The following is a 17,154-nucleotide window of genomic DNA, read 5'->3' as shown; positions in this document are numbered from 1 at the left end:
CTCCCCGGATGAACACCTCCACTCAGCCTCCCGACGGGGCGGGTGGATAAAGATCAAGATCAAAAGCCACAGCCACAGCCACAGCCACAGCCACAGCAAAGCCACAGCAACGGCAACGGCAACGGCAACGGCAAAATCAACAGCTTCGCGAGCAAGCCCGCTCCCACAATGGATCGGCGTACCCCTTTGCTTTTCACCACTCAACAGGCCGAGCGTTAGCTCGCCTGCAGCTTTTGATCTTGACGCACCGCCCCCTCGAGAGGCCGAGTGGAGGTTCTGCGTAGTGGGCAACCCGGCATGGATGCCGGGTTAGCCGCGCACGGCCATGGATGGCCGATCGCGGCGGGCCCACGGAGCAGGACCGGAACGAGGGCATGCCGAGCCTAGGCGAGGCACCGAACGACAGGGGCAAGAGCGCTTGGTTACTTGGCGCTTTTCCAAGTGACCCGCTGTAAGAGCGGAACCGTCAGCGGCCGTTACCGCAGAAACGGATATGTACACGACCAAAGCGCCCGGTCGGCCCACAGGCCGCCGCGCATTAAAAAAGAGCCACAAACAAAAACGGCCCCTATAAAAATAGAGGCCGTTTCCGGTACAACTCAAGACTTTATCGCAAGACAGGTCTTATTTACGGTCTTCCAGATCGGGAATGTCACGCGACTCGTAGCCGGTGTACAACTGCCGCGGACGGCCGATCTTGTACGGACTGGAGAGCATTTCTTTCCAGTGGGAGATCCAGCCGACGGTCCGCGCCAGGGCGAAGATCACGGTGAACATGCTGGTTGGAATGCCGATCGCCTTGAGGATGATCCCCGAGTAGAAGTCGACGTTCGGGTACAGCGAGCGTTCGATGAAGTACGGGTCGGTCAGGGCGATCTCTTCCAGGCGCATGGCCAGTTCGAGTTGCGGATCGTTGGTGATGCCCAGCTCCTTCAGCACTTCGTCGCAGGTCTGCTTCATCACGGTGGCGCGTGGGTCGCGGTTTTTGTAAACCCGGTGACCGAAGCCCATCAGCTTGAACGGATCGTTCTTGTCCTTGGCCTTGGCGATGTACTGGTCGATGTTCGAGACATCGCCAATTTCGTCAAGCATGGACAGAACGGCTTCGTTCGCGCCGCCGTGGGCAGGGCCCCACAGTGCAGCGATACCGGCGGCGATACAGGCGAACGGGTTGGCACCCGACGAACCGGCCAGGCGTACGGTGGAGGTCGAAGCGTTCTGCTCGTGGTCGGCATGGAGGATGAAGATCTTGTCCATTGCCTTGGCGAGTACCGGGCTGATCGGTTTGATCTCGCACGGGGTGTTGAACATCATGTGCAGGAAGTTTTCCGCGTACGTCAGGTCGTTGCGCGGGTACATCATGGGTTGGCCCATGGAGTACTTGTAAACCATCGCAGCCAGGGTCGGCATCTTGGCAACCAGGCGGACCGCGGAGATTTCGCGATGCTGCGGGTTTTTGATGTCCAGGGAGTCGTGGTAGAACGCCGAGAGGGCGCCGACTACACCGCACATGACGGCCATCGGGTGGGCGTCGCGACGGAAGCCGTTGAAGAACGTCTTCAGCTGCTCGTGAACCATGGTGTGGTTCTTCACGGTGCTGACGAACTGGGCCTTCTGTTCTGCAGTCGGCAACTCGCCGTTGAGCAGCAGATAGCAGGTTTCCAGGTAATCCGACTTTTCAGCCAGCTGTTCGATCGGGTAGCCGCGGTGCAACAGAATGCCGTTGTCGCCGTCGATATAGGTGATCTTCGACTCGCAGGATGCGGTCGACATGAAACCAGGGTCAAAGGTGAAACGGCCCGTGGCCGTCAGGGCCCGAACATCGATAACATCGGGACCAACGGTGCCGGTTAAAATGGGCAGCTCGACGGGGGCTGCGCCCTCGATGATCAACTGCGCTTTTTTGTCAGCCATGTGGCCTCCTATTTATGCTTGAAATCATCAGACAGACCCCCCACGCAGGGCCCGCACCACTATAGTGAGATAAATTCGAATGTCAATTTGCCTAAAGTCTTGCGCCAGAACGCTTTAACCGGACTTTTTCCTCGAAATTGACTGCCGTTTACGCCTTTTATCCCACTTGTGCAATGCGCTATTAGGGGAGGGTGTACGCGTTGTCATTAGTAGCCTAACTGTCTATACTCGGCCACCGACCGCCAAGGGCTTTTGGGCTTGCGTTATTGGGGGTCGCCTCCCTGGGTGGTGGTTACCTGACCAGTGCACTCCCCAACAACTTTGCCCTGATTGTTAGGGGCTCTTCAGTGTGAAAAAAAAGCCGTGAAAAGCCAACGACCTGTAAACCTAGACCTAAGGACCATCAAACTCCCAGTCACTGCTTACACGTCCATTCTTCACCGTATTTCCGGTGTCATCCTCTTCGTGTGCCTTGCCATCATGCTTTATGCATTGGATAAGTCGCTGAGCTCCGAGGAAGGCTTCGGTCAGGTGAAAGCGTGTCTGACCAGTCCGCTAGCCAAGCTAGTGATTTGGGGCATCCTGTCCGCCTTGCTGTATCACCTGGTAGCCGGTGTGCGCCATTTGATCATGGACATGGGCATCGGTGAGACGCTGGAAGGCGGCAAGCTGGGCTCGAAAATCGTTATTGCCGTTTCCGTGGTGGTAATCGTTCTGGCAGGAGTTTGGATATGGTAACTAACGTCACGAACCTGTCGCGTTCGGGCCTCTATGACTGGATGGCGCAACGTGTGTCTGCGGTCGTTCTCGCGGCTTACTTCATTTTCCTGATCGGATACGTCGTCGCCCATCCGGGCCTCGAGTACGCCCAATGGCATGAACTGTTCGCCAATAACTGGATGCGTATCTTCAGTCTGCTGTCCCTCGTTGCCCTCGGCGCTCACGCCTGGGTCGGCATGTGGACCATCGCGACCGACTACCTGACGCCGATGGCGCTGGGCAAGTCCGCGACTGCGGTACGTTTCCTTTTCCAGGCAGTATGCGGCGTTGCGATGTTCGCTTACTTCGTCTGGGGTGTGCAGATTCTCTGGGGTATCTGATTCATGGCTAACATTCCAACGATTTCTTTCGACGCCATCATTATTGGTGGTGGCGGTGCCGGCATGCGCGCAGCGCTGCAACTGGCGCAAGGCGGTCACAAGACTGCCGTGATCACCAAGGTGTTCCCGACCCGTTCGCACACTGTTTCCGCTCAGGGTGGCATTACCTGCGCCATCGCTTCGGCTGATCCGAACGACGACTGGCGCTGGCACATGTACGATACCGTCAAGGGTTCCGACTACATCGGTGACCAGGACGCTATCGAATACATGTGTCAGGAAGGCCCGGCTGCGGTGTACGAGCTGGACCACATGGGTATGCCGTTCTCCCGTACCGAACAAGGTCGTATCTACCAGCGTCCATTCGGCGGTCAGTCCAAGGATTACGGTAAAGGCGGGCAGGCTGCCCGTACTTGCGCCGCTTCTGACCGTACCGGTCACGCGCTGTTGCATACCCTTTATCAGGGCAACCTGAAAGCCGGCACCGTGTTCCTGAACGAGTACTACGCTGTCGATCTGGTGAAAAACCAGGACGGCGCATTCGTCGGCGTGATCGCCATCTGCATCGAAACCGGTGAAACCAGCTACATCCGCGCCAAGGCCACCGTTCTGGCTACTGGCGGTGCCGGTCGTATCTACTCTTCCACCACCAACGCCTTGATCAACACCGGTGACGGCGTCGGCATGGCTCTGCGTGCTGGCGTGCCGGTGCAAGACATCGAAATGTGGCAGTTCCACCCGACCGGCATCGCCGGCGCCGGTGTACTGGTGACTGAAGGTTGCCGTGGTGAAGGTGGTTACCTCATCAACAAGCACGGCGAGCGTTTCATGGAGCGTTATGCTCCGAACGCCAAAGACCTTGCCGGTCGTGACGTCGTTGCCCGTTCGATGGTTAAAGAGATCATCGCCGGCAACGGTTGCGGTCCGAATGGCGACCACGTATTGCTCAAGCTCGACCACCTGGGCGAGGAAGTGCTGCACAGCCGTCTGCCAGGCATCTGCGAACTGTCCAAGACGTTTGCTCATGTTGATCCGGTTGTTGCTCCGGTTCCGGTCGTTCCGACTTGCCACTATATGATGGGCGGCGTTCCGACCAACATTCATGGTCAGGCAATCACCCAGGATGCCGAAGGCGTCGACACCATCATTCCTGGCCTGTTCGCAGTGGGCGAAGTGGCTTGCGTATCGGTTCACGGTGCCAACCGTCTGGGCGGCAACTCGTTGCTCGACCTGGTTGTGTTCGGTCGTGCTGCCGGTCTGCACCTGGAAAAAGCGCTGACCGACGGTATCGAATACGACGACGCCACCGACGCCAACATTGAAACGGCCCTGGCGCGTCTGTCCGCCCTGAACGAGCGTACCGATGGCGAAGACGTGGCAACCCTGCGTCGCGAGCTGCAAAGCTGCATGCAGAACTACTTCGGTGTATTCCGTACCGGCGAATACATGCAGAAGGGTATTGCCCAGCTGGCTGACCTGCGCGTGCGTATCGCCAACGTCAAGATCACCGATAAGTCGCAGGCGTTCAATACTGCACGTATCGAAGCGCTGGAACTGCAGAACCTGCTGGAAGTGGCCGAAGCCACTGCCATCGCTGCAGAGATCCGCAAAGAGTCCCGCGGCGCTCACGCCCGTGAAGACTTCGAAGACCGCGACGATGAAAACTGGCTGTGCCACACACTGTACTTCCCGGGTGACAAGCGCGTAACCAAGCGTGCCGTGAACTTCTCGCCGAAGACTGTTCCGACTTTTGAACCTAAGATTCGGACTTATTAAGGGTGGCCGCCATGTTGAAAGTCAGCGTTTATCGTTACAACCCTGATCAGGACGCCGCGCCGTTCATGCAGGAATTCCAGGTCGATACCGGTGGTAAAGACCTGATGGTGCTGGACGTGCTGGCCCTGATCAAAGAGCAGGACGAAGGTTTCTCCTATCGTCGCTCTTGCCGTGAAGGTGTTTGCGGTTCCGACGGCATGAATATCAACGGCAAAAACGGTCTGGCGTGCGTCACGCCGCTGTCCGCTGTCGTAAAAGGTAACAAGTTGGTTGTTCGTCCGCTGCCAGGTTTGCCGGTCATTCGTGACCTGGTCGTCGATATGAGCATCTTCTACAAGCAATACGAGAAGGTTAAGCCATTCCTGCAGAACGACACGCCGGCTCCGGCCATCGAGCGTCTGCAGTCCCCTGAAGAGCGTGAAAAGCTCGACGGTCTGTACGAGTGCATCCTGTGCGCTTGCTGCTCGACCTCCTGCCCGTCCTTCTGGTGGAACCCGGACAAGTTCCTGGGTCCGGCTGCTCTGCTGCAAGCTTATCGCTTCCTGGCAGACAGCCGTGACACCAAGACTGCCGAGCGTCTGGCTTCGCTGGATGACCCGTTCAGCGTATTCCGCTGCCGCGGGATCATGAACTGCGTCAACGTTTGTCCGAAAGGCCTGAACCCGACTAAGGCCATCGGTCACATTCGTAACATGCTTCTGCAAAGCGGCGTGTGATTCAGCTGTTGTACCCGTAGGACCGCTATACCCGTAGATGCTACGGCGCAGGCTTCAACCGGCGCCGTAGTTTTAACCTGAGCAGCAGCTTAAAAGGCTGCGGCTCTTATTTTGAAGAAATGAGACAAGCAGGGGCATCCGGGCTGGTACCCGGACTATCAGCGTGATCCTAGTGGCTTGTTTTGGTCGCTGCATTCGGACTTCTGCAAGTTTGCTCGGTGTCGACGCCGGTGGTGTTCCCCTAACCGAGGGTGACCAAGCATGCAAGAAAGCGTGATGCAGCGCATGTGGAACAGCGCCTACCTATCCGGTAGTAACGCTGCCTATGTGGAAGAGCTCTACGAGCTCTACCTGCACGACCCTAACGCTGTGCCAGAAGAGTGGCGCACCTATTTTCAGAAGTTGCCTGCCGACGGCAACACTGTCACCGATGTTTCGCACTCCACGATTCGCGATCATTTCGTCTTGCTGGCAAAGAACCAGCGCCGCGTACAACCGGTTTCCGCCGGCAGCGTGAGCAGTGAGCACGAGAAGAAGCAAGTTGAAGTGCTGCGATTGATCCAGGCCTACCGTATGCGTGGCCACCAGGCAGCCCAGCTTGACCCGCTGGGGCTGTGGCGGCGTCCTGCACCTGCAGACCTGTCGATCAATCATTACGGCTTGACCAATGCCGATCTTGATACGATCTTCCGTGCCGGCGACCTGTTCATTGGCAAAGAGGAGGCGAGCCTACGCGAAATTCACGAAGCGTTGCAGCAGACATATTGCCGCACCATCGGCGCTGAATTTACGCACATCACCGATTCCGAGCAGCGCCAGTGGTTCCAGCAGCGTCTGGAAAGCGTGCGTGGCCGTCCGACGTACTCCGCCGACATCAAGGGCCACCTGCTCGAGCGCGTGACCGCTGGCGAAGGCCTGGAAAAATACCTGGGCACCAAGTACCCGGGCACCAAGCGTTTCGGCCTGGAAGGCGGCGAGAGCCTGATTCCGATGCTCGACGAACTGATCCAGCGTTCCGGTTCCTACGGCACCAAGGAAATCGTCATCGGCATGGCCCACCGTGGTCGTCTGAACGTGCTGGTCAATACCTTCGGCAAGAACCCGCGCGAGCTGTTCGACGAGTTCGAAGGCAAGAAGAAGGTCGAGCTGGGTTCCGGTGACGTTAAATATCACCAGGGCTTCTCGTCCAACGTCATGACCACCGGCGGTGAAGTTCACCTCGCGATGGCCTTCAACCCGTCCCACCTGGAAATCGTCTCTCCAGTGGTCGAGGGTTCGGTTCGCGCCCGTCAGGATCGTCGTAACGACCCGACCGGCGAGAAGGTTCTGCCGATCTCCATCCACGGTGACGCTGCATTCGCAGGTCAGGGCGTGGTGATGGAAACCTTCCAGATGTCGCAGACCCGCGGTTTCAAGACCGGCGGCACCGTGCACATCGTGATCAACAACCAGGTCGGTTTCACCATCAGCAATCCGCTGGACTCGCGCTCCACCGAGTACGCGACCGACGTTGCGAAAATGATCCAGGCGCCGATCCTCCATGTGAATGGCGATGATCCGGAAGCCGTATTGTTCGTGACCCAGCTGGCCATCGACTACCGCATGCAGTTCAAGCGTGACGTGGTGATCGACCTGGTCTGCTACCGTCGTCGTGGCCACAACGAGGCCGACGAGCCAAGCGGCACCCAGCCGATGATGTATCAGCAGATCACCAAACAGCGCACCACCCGTGAGCTGTATGCCGATCGTCTGACCCAGGCCGGCGTGCTGGACGCAGAGCGTGTTCAGGCGAAAGTCGACGAATACCGCAACGCGCTGGACAACGGCCTGCATGTTGTAAAAAGCCTGGTCAAAGAGCCGAACAAAGAGTTGTTCGTGGACTGGCGTCCGTATCTGGGCCACGCCTGGACTGCGCGTCACGACACGCGTTTCGATCTGAAAACCTTGCAGGAACTGTCCGCCAAGCTGCTGGAAATTCCGGAAGGCTTCGTGGTTCAGCGCCAGGTCTCGAAAATCTACGAAGACCGTCAGAAGATGCAAGCCGGCGGCCTGCCGATCAACTGGGGTTACGCCGAAACCATGGCGTACGCGACCCTGGCGTTCGAAGGTCACCCGATTCGCATGACGGGTCAGGACATCGGTCGCGGTACGTTCTCGCACCGTCACGCTGTCTTGCACAACCAGAAAGACGCGGGCACCTACATCCCGCTGCAAAACCTGTACAAGGGCCAGCCACGTTTCGACCTGTACGATTCGTTCCTGTCCGAAGAAGCCGTGCTGGCGTTCGAATACGGTTACTCGACCACCACGCCTGAAGCGCTGGTGATCTGGGAAGCCCAGTTCGGCGACTTCGCCAACGGTGCCCAGGTGGTGATCGACCAGTTCATCACCAGTGGCGAGCACAAGTGGGGCCGTCTCTGCGGTCTGACCATGCTGCTGCCGCATGGTTATGAAGGTCAGGGTCCGGAGCACTCGTCTGCACGTCTGGAGCGTTACCTGCAGCTGTGCGCCGAGCACAACATTCAGGTAGCCGTACCGACTACGCCGGCTCAGATCTACCACTTGCTGCGTCGCCAGGTGATTCGCCCGCTGCGCAAGCCATTGATCGTCCTGACACCGAAGTCGCTGCTGCGTCATAAACTGGCCATCTCGACCCTGGAAGATCTGGCCGAAGGTTCGTTCCAGACTGTTATCCCGGAAATCGATGTTCAAGACCCGAAAAAGGTCGAGCGCGTTGTTCTGTGTAGCGGCAAGGTCTACTACGACCTGCTGGAAAAACGCCGTGCCGAAGGTCGTGACGACATCGCCGTCGTGCGTATCGAGCAGCTGTACCCATTCCCTGAGGACGACTTGAAAGAAGTCCTGGCTCCCTACACCAACGTCAAGCATGCCGTTTGGTGCCAGGAAGAGCCGATGAACCAGGGTGCGTGGTACTGCAGCCAACACCACATGCGTCGCAGCATCAGCAACCTCGACAAGTCTCTCGTACTCGAGTACGCGGGCCGTGAGGCTTCTGCTGCACCTGCATGCGGTTACGCATCGATGCACGCCGAGCAGCAGGAACAACTGCTGCAAGACGCCTTTACTGTTTAACGCCTTCGCGCACCTGAAACCGAATTTAAGGACCCACAGATAATGGCTATCGAAATCAAAGCCCCCACTTTCCCGGAATCGGTTGCCGATGGCACCGTTGCCACCTGGCACAAACAGCCGGGCGACGCCGTCAAGCGCGACGACCTGATCGTCGACATCGAAACCGACAAAGTCGTACTGGAAGTGTTGGCTACCGCTGACGGCGTGCTGGGCGCTATCGTCAAGAACGAAGGCGAGACCGTTCTGTCCGACGAAGTGCTGGGCTCCATCGAAGCGGGCGGCGCTGCTGCCGCTCCAGCCGCTGCCGCTGCTCCGGCCGCTGCACAGGCTGCTGCTCCTGCCGCCGAAGGCGAAGACGATCCTGTCGCTGCACCGGCTGCTCGCAAGCTGGCTGAAGAAAACGGTATCAACATCGCTTCCGTTGCCGGCACTGGCAAAGGCGGTCGTGTGACCAAGGAAGACGTGGTTGCAGCTGTTGCCGCCAAGAAAGCCGCTCCGGCTGCCGCGCCTGCCAAGGCTGCTGCACCCGCTGCCGCTGCTCCGGTTTTCGCCGCTGGCGATCGCATCGAGAAGCGTGTACCGATGACCCGCGTGCGGGCCACTGTTGCCAAGCGTCTGGTTGAAGCTCAATCGAACATGGCGATGCTGACCACTTTCAACGAAGTCGACATGACCGAAGTCATGGCGTTGCGTTCGAAGTACAAGGATCTCTTTGAGAAGAGCCACAATGGTGTGCGCCTGGGCTTCATGTCGTTCTTCGTCAAGGCTGCCACCGAAGCGCTGAAACGCTTCCCGGCCGTCAACGCGTCGATCGACGGTGCCGATATCGTTTATCACGGCTACGCTGACGTCGGTGTTGCTGTTTCCAGCGACCGCGGCCTGGTTGTACCGGTTCTGCGTAACGCCGAACTGATGAGCCTGGCTGAAATCGAAGGCGGCATCGCCACCTTCGGCAAGAAAGCCCGTGACGGCAAACTGTCGATGGACGAGATGACTGGTGGCACGTTCACCATCACCAACGGTGGTACCTTCGGTTCGATGATGTCGACGCCGATCGTCAACCCGCCGCAAGCGGCCATCCTGGGCATGCACAACATTCTGCAGCGTCCTATGGCGATCAACGGTCAGGTGGTTATCCGTCCGATGATGTACCTGGCGCTGTCCTACGATCACCGTCTGATCGATGGCAAAGAAGCTGTGACCTTCCTGGTTACCATCAAGAACCTGCTGGAAGACCCGGCTCGTTTGCTGCTGGATATCTGATAGAAGCAGCTGCAGGCTTCAAGTGACAGGCTGCAGGAAAGTGCAGCCTGGCTTGAAGCTTGTGGCTCGAAGCTTTTCGCTAAAGAGGATCTTTTGAATGTCGCAGAAATTTGACGTAGTAGTGATCGGTGCAGGCCCTGGCGGTTACGTGGCTGCCATCAAGGCCGCGCAGCTTGGCCTTTCCACGGCCTGCATCGAGAAATACACCGACAAGGAAGGCAAACTGGCTCTGGGCGGTACTTGCCTGAACGTCGGCTGCATTCCTTCCAAGGCCCTGCTGGACAGCTCGTGGAAATTCCACGAAGCCCAGGACGGTTTCGCGATCCACGGTATCAACCATGCCGGCGTGACCATGGACGTGCCAGCGATGGTCGGCCGCAAGGCCAATATCGTCAAAGGCCTGACTTCCGGCGTTGCGACCCTGTTCAAAGCCAACGGTGTGACCTCCATCCAGGGTCACGGCAAGCTGCTGGCCGGCAAGAAAGTCGAAGTTACCAAACCTGACGGTTCGGTAGAAATCATCGAAGCCGAAAACGTGATTCTGGCTCCAGGCTCGCGTCCGATCGACATTCCACCGGCTCCGGTCGACCAGAATGTGATCGTCGATTCGACGGGCGCGCTGGAATTCCAATCCGTACCAAAACGTCTGGGCGTGATCGGCGCAGGCGTGATCGGTCTGGAGCTGGGTTCGGTCTGGTCCCGTCTGGGCGCAGAAGTCACCGTTCTCGAAGCGCTGGACACCTTCCTGATGGCCGCTGACGCTGCCGTTTCCAAGGAAGCGCTGAAAACCCTGACCAAACAGGGTCTGGACATCAAGCTGGGCGCTCGCGTCACCGGTTCCAAAGTGAACGGCGACGAAGTCGTGGTGAACTACACCGACTCCAAGGGCGAACAGAACATCACGTTCGACAAGCTGATCGTAGCCGTTGGTCGCCGTCCGGTGACCACTGATCTGCTGTCCGCTGATTGCGGCGTGACCCTGGACGAGCGCGGTTTCGTGCACGTTGACGATCACTGCGCCACCACCGTACCGGGCGTTTACGCGATCGGCGACGTGGTTCGCGGCATGATGCTGGCTCACAAGGCCTCGGAAGAGGGCATCATGGTCGTCGAGCGCATCAAGGGCCACAAGGCCCAGATGAACTATGACTTGATCCCTTCGGTTATTTATACTCACCCGGAAATCGCATGGGTCGGTAAAACCGAGCAGACCTTGAAAGCGGAAGGCGTTGAAGTTAACGTCGGCACTTTCCCGTTCGCAGCCAGTGGCCGTGCCATGGCAGCCAACGACACCGGCGGTTTCGTCAAAGTCATTGCCGATGCCAAGACTGACCGCGTATTGGGCGTCCACGTGATTGGCCCGAGCGCTGCAGAACTGGTTCAGCAGGGCGCGATCGGTATGGAGTTCGGCACAAGCGCTGAAGACCTGGGCATGATGGTTTTCTCCCATCCGACCCTGTCCGAAGCCTTGCACGAAGCAGCTCTGGCAGTGAATGGCGGCGCCATTCACATCGCCAACCGCAAGAAGCGTTAAGACAATAAGAAACCACGGCGGTATGGCCCGTCGTGAGCCTTGCAAGCAAGGCTCACCGCGGAATATCCGCTGGACGCAGTCTTGCGTAGCCCAGCTACGCAAGCAGCAGTCACAGGTGGTGCGGCACTTGAACGAGTGCAGCACCGAATGCGCAGTACCTAACGAAGACGGTAATAAGCATGAATCTTCACGAGTATCAGGGTAAGCAGCTGTTCGCTGAATACGGCCTGCCAGTATCCCAGGGTTTCGCCGTAGACACCCCGGAAGCAGCAGCAGAAGCGTGCGACAAGATCGGCGGGACCGAATGGGTTGTCAAAGCCCAGGTTCACGCAGGTGGTCGCGGTAAAGCGGGCGGCGTCAAGCTGGTTCGCAGCAAAGAAGACGCCAAGGCATTCGCTCAACAGTGGTTGGGCAAGCGTCTGGTGACTTACCAGACTGATGCCAATGGTCAGCCAGTCACCAAGATCCTGGTTGAATCGTGCACTGATATCGCTAAAGAGCTGTACCTGGGCGCTGTCGTTGACCGTTCGAGCCGTCGTATCGTGTTCATGGCTTCCACCGAAGGTGGCGTGGACATCGAGAAAATCGCTCACGACACCCCTGAGAAAATCCTCAAGGCCACGATCGATCCACTGGTTGGCGCTCAGCCATTCCAGGGTCGCGAGCTGGCATTCCAGCTGGGTCTGGAAGGCAAGCAAGTTGCCCAGTTCGCCAAGATCTTCGTCGGTCTGGCCAAGCTGTTCAAGGATCACGACCTGGCCCTGCTGGAAGTGAACCCGCTGGTGATCAAGGCTGACGGCGATCTGCATTGCCTCGACGCCAAGATCAACATCGACGCCAACGCCATGTACCGTCAGCCTAAGCTGAAGACTTTCCACGATCCGTCGCAAGACGATCCGCGCGAAGCGCACGCTGCCAAGTTCGAACTGAACTACGTAGCGCTGGAAGGCAACATCGGTTGCATGGTCAACGGTGCTGGCCTGGCCATGGGTACCATGGACATCGTCAACCTGCATGGCGGCAAACCAGCCAACTTCCTCGACGTGGGCGGCGGTGCTACCAAAGAACGCGTTACCGAAGCGTTCAAGATCATCCTGTCCGACACTAACGTCGCTGCAGTATTGGTCAACATCTTCGGCGGCATCGTTCGTTGCGACATGATTGCCGAAGGCATCATCGGCGCTGTGAAAGAAGTCGGCGTGAAAATCCCGGTTGTTGTTCGCCTTGAAGGCAACAACGCTGAGCTGGGCGCTAAAGTACTGGCAGAAAGCGGTTTGAACATCATCGCTGCTACCAGCCTGACCGACGCTGCTCAACAAGTTGTCAAAGCTGCGGAGGGCAAATAATGAGCGTCCTGATCAATAAAGACACCAAAGTTATCTGCCAGGGTATTACCGGTTCGCAAGGTAGTTTCCACACCCAGCAAGCCATCGAATACGGCACCAAGATGGTCGGTGGCGTAACTCCTGGTAAAGGCGGCACCGAGCACCTGGGTCTGCCAGTGTTCAACACCGTGAAAGATGCTGTAGCTGCCACTGGCGCCACCGCCAGCGTGATCTACGTTCCAGCTCCTTTCTGCAAGGACTCCATCCTGGAAGCAGCATTCGGCGGCATCAAGCTGATCGTTTGCATCACTGAAGGCATTCCTACCCTGGACATGCTGGACGCTAAAGTTAAGTGCGACGAGCTGGGTGTTACCCTGATCGGCCCTAACTGCCCAGGCGTGATCACTCCAGGCGAATGCAAGATCGGCATCATGCCAGGTCACATTCACTTGCCAGGCAAGGTCGGTATCGTTTCCCGTTCCGGCACCCTGACCTACGAAGCTGTGAAGCAGACCACTGACGCCGGTTTCGGTCAGTCGACTTGCGTCGGCATCGGCGGTGACCCGATCCCGGGTTCGAACTTCATCGACATCCTGAAGCTGTTCCAGGAAGACCCGAAGACCGAAGCGATCGTGATGATCGGCGAGATCGGCGGTTCGGCTGAAGAAGAAGCGGCGGCCTACATCAAGGCAAACGTGACCAAGCCGGTTGTTTCCTACATCGCTGGTGTGACTGCCCCTGCGGGCAAGCGCATGGGCCATGCTGGCGCAATCATCTCTGGCGGCAAAGGCACTGCAGACGAGAAGTTTGCTGCCCTGGAAGACGCAGGCGTGAAAACCGTGCGTTCGCTGGCAGACATCGGCAAGGCTTTGTCCGAGCTGACCGGTTGGGCGATCAAGTAAGCCTCGCGCTTAGCTTGTAGCTCTGCTGACAAAGGCCACCTTCGGGTGGCCTTTGTCGTTCTGAAGATCAAAAGATCGTCCGAACGCGGCCCGGGCCTTCGGACGATCTTTTGATCTTTGCTGTTTTGGATGAAACTCAGATTTGTGTGCGGTCAGTCATGGCCCCTTCGCGGGCAAGCCCGCTCCCACAGGGATAGTGGTGAACCTGTGGGAGCGGGCTTGCCCGCGATAGCGGACTTACAGGCGACAACCAATTACATGCAAAAACGCGACACAGAAACGTCGCGTATCGGATAGTTCGCCCCGTAACAGTGCGTTTGTCGGGCAAATTCGTTAGGCTAGCAGCCATTTTTGCGTCCGCGGCCCACAAGGTAGCAACGCGCTAAACGGGTTGGTCCTATACGGGCCGACAGCATTTCCCTCACCCATAAGGGAAATCCCTCTCTAAATTCCGATTCAGTAGTGTGGTATTTCCTTAATGAAAGTGTTGAAAGGCCAGGACATCCTGGCACTTGGATTCATGACCTTTGCCCTGTTTGTCGGGGCTGGCAACATCATCTTCCCGCCTATCGTCGGCTTGCAGGCCGGACCTCATGTCTGGCTGGCGGCGCTGGGCTTTCTGATCACCGCAGTCGGTCTGCCGGTGATCACAGTGGTAGCCCTGGCCAAAGTCGGCGGCGCCATGGATGCCTTGAGCAGCCCGATCGGTAAAGTCGCCGGGGGCCTGTTGGCCGCTGCGTGCTACCTCGCCGTCGGCCCGCTGTTCGCGACGCCGCGCACCGCGACCGTGTCCTTCGAAGTCGGCCTGGCACCGCTGACCGGCGAAAGCCCGCTGGCACTGTTCCTCTATAGCTCGGTGTACTTCCTGCTGGTGTTCTTCATCTCGCTCTATCCGGGCCGTCTGCTGGATACTGTGGGACGTTTCCTCGCACCACTGAAGATCATCGCCCTGGCTGTTCTCGGCATCGCCGCGTTTGCATTGCCGGCCGGCGACATCGGCGTGGGCACCCCCGAGTACGTGGCGGCACCGTTCTCTCAAGGCTTCATCAATGGTTACCTGACCATGGATACCCTGGGCGCACTGGTCTTCGGCATTGTCATCGTCAACGCCATCCGCTCCCGTGGTGTCGAGTCGCCGGCGCTGATCACCCGTTACGCGATCATTGCCGGGCTGATTGCCGGCGTGGGTCTGGCCCTGGTCTACGTCAGCCTGTTCCGTCTCGGTTCGGGCAGCCACGAAGTCGCCGCCAGTGCCACCAATGGCGCGACGGTATTGCACGCTTACGTGCAGCACACCTTCGGCTCCCTGGGCAGCGGCTTCCTGGCGGTATTGATCTCCCTGGCCTGTCTGGTCACGGCGGTTGGCCTGACCTGTGCCTGCGCTGAATACTTCAGCCGTGTGCTGCCACTGTCCTACAAGACACTGGTGATCATCCTCGCCGCGTTTTCCCTGCTGGTGTCCAACCTGGGCCTCACCAACCTGATTGCGTTCTCGATCCCGGTACTGACCGCGATTTACCCGCCGTGCATCGCCCTGGTGGCCCTGAGCTTCTGCAAGGACTTCTGGCATGAGCAGGGCCGTATTGTAGGCCCGGTGATGCTGGTGTCCTTCATCTTCGGCCTGATTGATGCACTCAAAGGTGCCGGTCTGGCGGACTGGCTGCCGACGCAGCTGGCTAACCTGCCGTTGAGCGAGCAAGGTCTGGCGTGGCTGGTACCGTCGGTCATGACGCTGGCGATTGCGGTGGTTTGTGATCGTCTGCTGGGCAAGCGCGAAGAAGCGCTGGCTTAAGCCGCTGCAAGGGCCGTCACAAGCGGGCCTGTAACAGCAGAAACAGAAATGCCCCGTATCAATCGATACGGGGCATTTTTTTTGGACTCGATACAGTGTCTTTTTCCTTGAGCTAACGTCGAAGCACTACCTGTAGGAGCGAGGCTTGCCCGCGAAGGCGGTATAACATTCGACTAAGTTATCGACTGACACACCGCCTTCGCGGGCAAGCCTCGCTCCTACAGGTTTCATCATCGCCAACGTCTCACAAGGACCTGCATGTCGTTCATCCAAGCCAATCTGATCCACATTCTCGCCGCCATCTGGTTCGTCATCTGCTGGGGCGGCTACACCCGCTATGCGACGTGGAAAGCCCGCGACACCGCGTGCCTGGCCAGCGTCCTGCACCTGTATCGCGAAGACTGGATGCGCCGCATGCTGCTGCGCGATAACCGCATCGCCGACGCCAGTGTGATCGGCAACCTGGAGCGCAACGCCTCGTTCTTCGCTTCCAGCACACTGATTATTCTGGCCGGCATTCTCACGGTACTGGGTGCTTCCGAAAGGGCCGTGTCGTTGCTGGCGGATATCCCGATGGTGCAGCAGGCGTCCCAAGGCATGTCGGAAATCAAGTTGTTGTGCCTGGCGCTGGTTTTTGTCTATGCGTTCTTTACCTTCAGCTGGTGCATGCGTCAGTACAATTTCGCGGCGATCCTGGTGGGTTCGGCACCGATGGTCGGTGAACGGCATGTTTCCGAACTGGAGCGCAAGGCCTTTGCCGCCCGCGCAGCCCGTGTGATTTCCATGGCCGCCAACCAGTTCAACTTCGGCCTGCGCTCCTATTACTTCGGCATGACCATGCTGGCCTGGTTCGTCAGTCCCTGGCTGTTCATGTTGATGAGTACCGGCGTGGTCTTGGTGCTCTATCGCCGGGAGTTTCACTCCGACGTTCTCGACGTGATGGTCTATACCCCTACAGAGGCACCCTTGCCCGAGGCGAATAAAGAGGTCGCTTGATGAGTATTCCGTTCTGGTGTGTGTTTATCAGTGCCTTGCTGATTTATGTGGCTCGCATACCGGTGGCCAAGGCCATGAAAGAGCAGGGCGGTTACGATAATCACCTGCCGCGCCAGCAGCAGGCGCAACTCACTGGCTTCGGTGCCCGGGCGCTGGCGGCGCATCAGAACTGTATCGAGGCATTCATCTTGTTTGCGGTGGGGGTGTTGATGGCGCACACCACGCAGACGGCGGGGTGGCTTATCGATTCGCTGGCAATCATCTTTGTGATTACGCGCATCATCTACTTGCTGTGTTATTGGACGGACTTGGCCTGGCAGCGCAGTCTGGTGTGGTTTTTAGGCTTAGTCTGTTCGTTGTTGCTGATGATGAGTCCGACTTTTAGAACGATTTTGCTCTAGCGCTGCACTGCAGGCCAAAAAAAACCCGCACTTGGCGGGTTTTCTTTTTCTGCATGAAAAAACGATTTATTGCTTCTTGGCAGCTTCGTCTTGTGCAGCTTCGTTCGATTCAGCCTGAGCTTTGGCAGCTTCGGCGTTTTCTTTCGCAGCGTCGTTCACTTTATCCTGAGCTTTGTTCATGTCTTGCTGGGCTTGCTCAGCATGTTGGTTTGCATCTTGAGCTTTGTCCTCGGATTTTTTATCGCAAGCAGCGAGACCGAGGGAAGCGGTCAACATCAAGGCAATAGCTAAAGTCTTACGCATGGGGTGTTTCTCCTTATGGAAAATATCTACTGGCCTTTC

General features: G+C 58.0%; 14 protein-coding genes. 12 read left to right on the top strand and 2 right to left on the bottom strand.

The features are described 5' to 3' along the window. Window positions 1-624 precede the first annotated feature (624 nt). The gene (gene gltA, locus F8N80_RS04910) at window positions 625-1,914 is read right to left on the bottom strand and encodes a citrate synthase (protein ID WP_150746774.1); all 1,290 of its coding nucleotides are present in this window, start codon (window positions 1,912-1,914) and stop codon (window positions 625-627) included. 363 nt (window positions 1,915-2,277) lie between these two features. Here gltA and sdhC point away from each other — a divergent pair, with 363 nt between their 5' ends. The 12 genes from sdhC to F8N80_RS04845 all read left to right on the top strand — a co-directional run bounded on the left by sdhC (window position 2,278) and on the right by F8N80_RS04845 (window position 16,812). Beyond that, complete coding sequence (gene sdhC / locus F8N80_RS04905; RefSeq protein ID WP_016773673.1) at window positions 2,278-2,652, top strand: succinate dehydrogenase, cytochrome b556 subunit; 375 nt, start codon at window positions 2,278-2,280, stop codon at window positions 2,650-2,652. Further along, the gene (gene sdhD, locus F8N80_RS04900; RefSeq protein ID WP_150746775.1) at window positions 2,646-3,014 is read left to right on the top strand and encodes a succinate dehydrogenase, hydrophobic membrane anchor protein; all 369 of its coding nucleotides are present in this window, start codon (window positions 2,646-2,648) and stop codon (window positions 3,012-3,014) included. Before sdhC ends, sdhD begins: the two co-directional genes overlap by 7 nt. Window positions 3,015-3,017: 3 nt before the next feature. Beyond that, window positions 3,018-4,790 (top strand): succinate dehydrogenase flavoprotein subunit, encoded by a 1,773-nt coding sequence (sdhA, locus tag F8N80_RS04895; protein WP_150746776.1) that lies wholly within the window; start codon window positions 3,018-3,020, stop codon window positions 4,788-4,790. Between the two features lie 11 nt (window positions 4,791-4,801). Further along, window positions 4,802-5,506 carry a succinate dehydrogenase iron-sulfur subunit gene (locus tag F8N80_RS04890; RefSeq protein ID WP_150746777.1) on the top strand — a complete coding sequence of 235 codons (705 nt, stop codon included), beginning with the start codon at window positions 4,802-4,804 and terminating at the stop codon, window positions 5,504-5,506. A gap of 261 nt (window positions 5,507-5,767) precedes the next feature. After that, window positions 5,768-8,599 (top strand): 2-oxoglutarate dehydrogenase E1 component, encoded by a 2,832-nt coding sequence (locus F8N80_RS04885; protein ID WP_150746778.1) that lies wholly within the window; start codon window positions 5,768-5,770, stop codon window positions 8,597-8,599. Between the two features lie 42 nt (window positions 8,600-8,641). Further along, on the top strand, window positions 8,642-9,862 hold the full coding sequence (gene odhB, locus F8N80_RS04880; RefSeq protein WP_128870178.1) for a 2-oxoglutarate dehydrogenase complex dihydrolipoyllysine-residue succinyltransferase: 1,221 nt from the start codon (window positions 8,642-8,644) through the stop codon (window positions 9,860-9,862). Window positions 9,863-9,959: 97 nt separating this feature from the next. Then, complete coding sequence (gene lpdA, locus F8N80_RS04875; RefSeq protein ID WP_150746779.1) at window positions 9,960-11,396, top strand: dihydrolipoyl dehydrogenase; 1,437 nt, start codon at window positions 9,960-9,962, stop codon at window positions 11,394-11,396. A gap of 179 nt (window positions 11,397-11,575) precedes the next feature. Next, on the top strand, window positions 11,576-12,742 hold the full coding sequence (gene sucC / locus F8N80_RS04870) for an ADP-forming succinate--CoA ligase subunit beta (RefSeq protein ID WP_008148602.1): 1,167 nt from the start codon (window positions 11,576-11,578) through the stop codon (window positions 12,740-12,742). After that, window positions 12,742-13,623, top strand: a complete 882-nt coding sequence (gene sucD, locus F8N80_RS04865) for a succinate--CoA ligase subunit alpha (RefSeq protein WP_007945144.1) — start codon at window positions 12,742-12,744, stop codon at window positions 13,621-13,623. The genes sucC and sucD overlap by 1 nt, the downstream gene beginning before the upstream one ends. A gap of 478 nt (window positions 13,624-14,101) precedes the next feature. Further along, window positions 14,102-15,415, top strand: a complete 1,314-nt coding sequence (gene brnQ, locus F8N80_RS04860) for a branched-chain amino acid transport system II carrier protein (RefSeq protein ID WP_150783334.1) — start codon at window positions 14,102-14,104, stop codon at window positions 15,413-15,415. A 258-nt stretch (window positions 15,416-15,673) separates the two neighbouring features. Then, entirely contained in the window at window positions 15,674-16,411 is a 738-nt protein-coding gene (locus F8N80_RS04850) for a DUF599 domain-containing protein (RefSeq protein ID WP_150746781.1), read from the top strand. Next, entirely contained in the window at window positions 16,411-16,812 is a 402-nt protein-coding gene (locus F8N80_RS04845; RefSeq protein ID WP_150746782.1) for an MAPEG family protein, read from the top strand. Before F8N80_RS04850 ends, F8N80_RS04845 begins: the two co-directional genes overlap by 1 nt. A 66-nt stretch (window positions 16,813-16,878) precedes the next feature. Here the strand turns inward: F8N80_RS04845 and F8N80_RS04840 are convergent, their stop codons facing one another. Continuing rightward, the gene (locus F8N80_RS04840; protein WP_150746783.1) at window positions 16,879-17,115 is read right to left on the bottom strand and encodes a hypothetical protein; all 237 of its coding nucleotides are present in this window, start codon (window positions 17,113-17,115) and stop codon (window positions 16,879-16,881) included. Window positions 17,116-17,154 lie beyond the last annotated feature (39 nt).

The sequence above is a fragment of the Pseudomonas fluorescens genome (assembly GCF_902497995.1).
Taxonomy (GTDB): Bacteria; Pseudomonadota; Gammaproteobacteria; order Pseudomonadales; family Pseudomonadaceae; genus Aquipseudomonas; species Aquipseudomonas fluorescens_BK.
The sequence above is the reverse complement of the archived record's forward strand: the minus strand, read 5'-3'. Positions and strand labels throughout refer to the sequence as shown.

What these genes read in the sequence shown, in the direction of transcription:
- sucC (WP_008148602.1), top strand. Translation starts at nt 11,576, where the DNA reads ATGAATCTTCACGAGTATCAGGGTAAGCAGCTGTTCGCTGAATACGGC.
- F8N80_RS04845 (WP_150746782.1), top strand. Translation starts at nt 16,411, where the DNA reads ATGAGTATTCCGTTCTGGTGTGTGTTTATCAGTGCCTTGCTGATTTAT.
- F8N80_RS04850 (WP_150746781.1), top strand. Translation starts at nt 15,674, where the DNA reads ATGTCGTTCATCCAAGCCAATCTGATCCACATTCTCGCCGCCATCTGG.
- sucD (WP_007945144.1), top strand. Translation starts at nt 12,742, where the DNA reads ATGAGCGTCCTGATCAATAAAGACACCAAAGTTATCTGCCAGGGTATT.
- sdhD (WP_150746775.1), top strand. Translation starts at nt 2,646, where the DNA reads ATGGTAACTAACGTCACGAACCTGTCGCGTTCGGGCCTCTATGACTGG.
- F8N80_RS04885 (WP_150746778.1), top strand. Translation starts at nt 5,768, where the DNA reads ATGCAAGAAAGCGTGATGCAGCGCATGTGGAACAGCGCCTACCTATCC.
- F8N80_RS04840 (WP_150746783.1), bottom strand. Translation starts at nt 17,115, where the DNA reads ATGCGTAAGACTTTAGCTATTGCCTTGATGTTGACCGCTTCCCTCGGT.
- F8N80_RS04890 (WP_150746777.1), top strand. Translation starts at nt 4,802, where the DNA reads ATGTTGAAAGTCAGCGTTTATCGTTACAACCCTGATCAGGACGCCGCG.
- lpdA (WP_150746779.1), top strand. Translation starts at nt 9,960, where the DNA reads ATGTCGCAGAAATTTGACGTAGTAGTGATCGGTGCAGGCCCTGGCGGT.
- odhB (WP_128870178.1), top strand. Translation starts at nt 8,642, where the DNA reads ATGGCTATCGAAATCAAAGCCCCCACTTTCCCGGAATCGGTTGCCGAT.
- sdhA (WP_150746776.1), top strand. Translation starts at nt 3,018, where the DNA reads ATGGCTAACATTCCAACGATTTCTTTCGACGCCATCATTATTGGTGGT.
- brnQ (WP_150783334.1), top strand. Translation starts at nt 14,102, where the DNA reads ATGAAAGTGTTGAAAGGCCAGGACATCCTGGCACTTGGATTCATGACC.
- gltA (WP_150746774.1), bottom strand. Translation starts at nt 1,914, where the DNA reads ATGGCTGACAAAAAAGCGCAGTTGATCATCGAGGGCGCAGCCCCCGTC.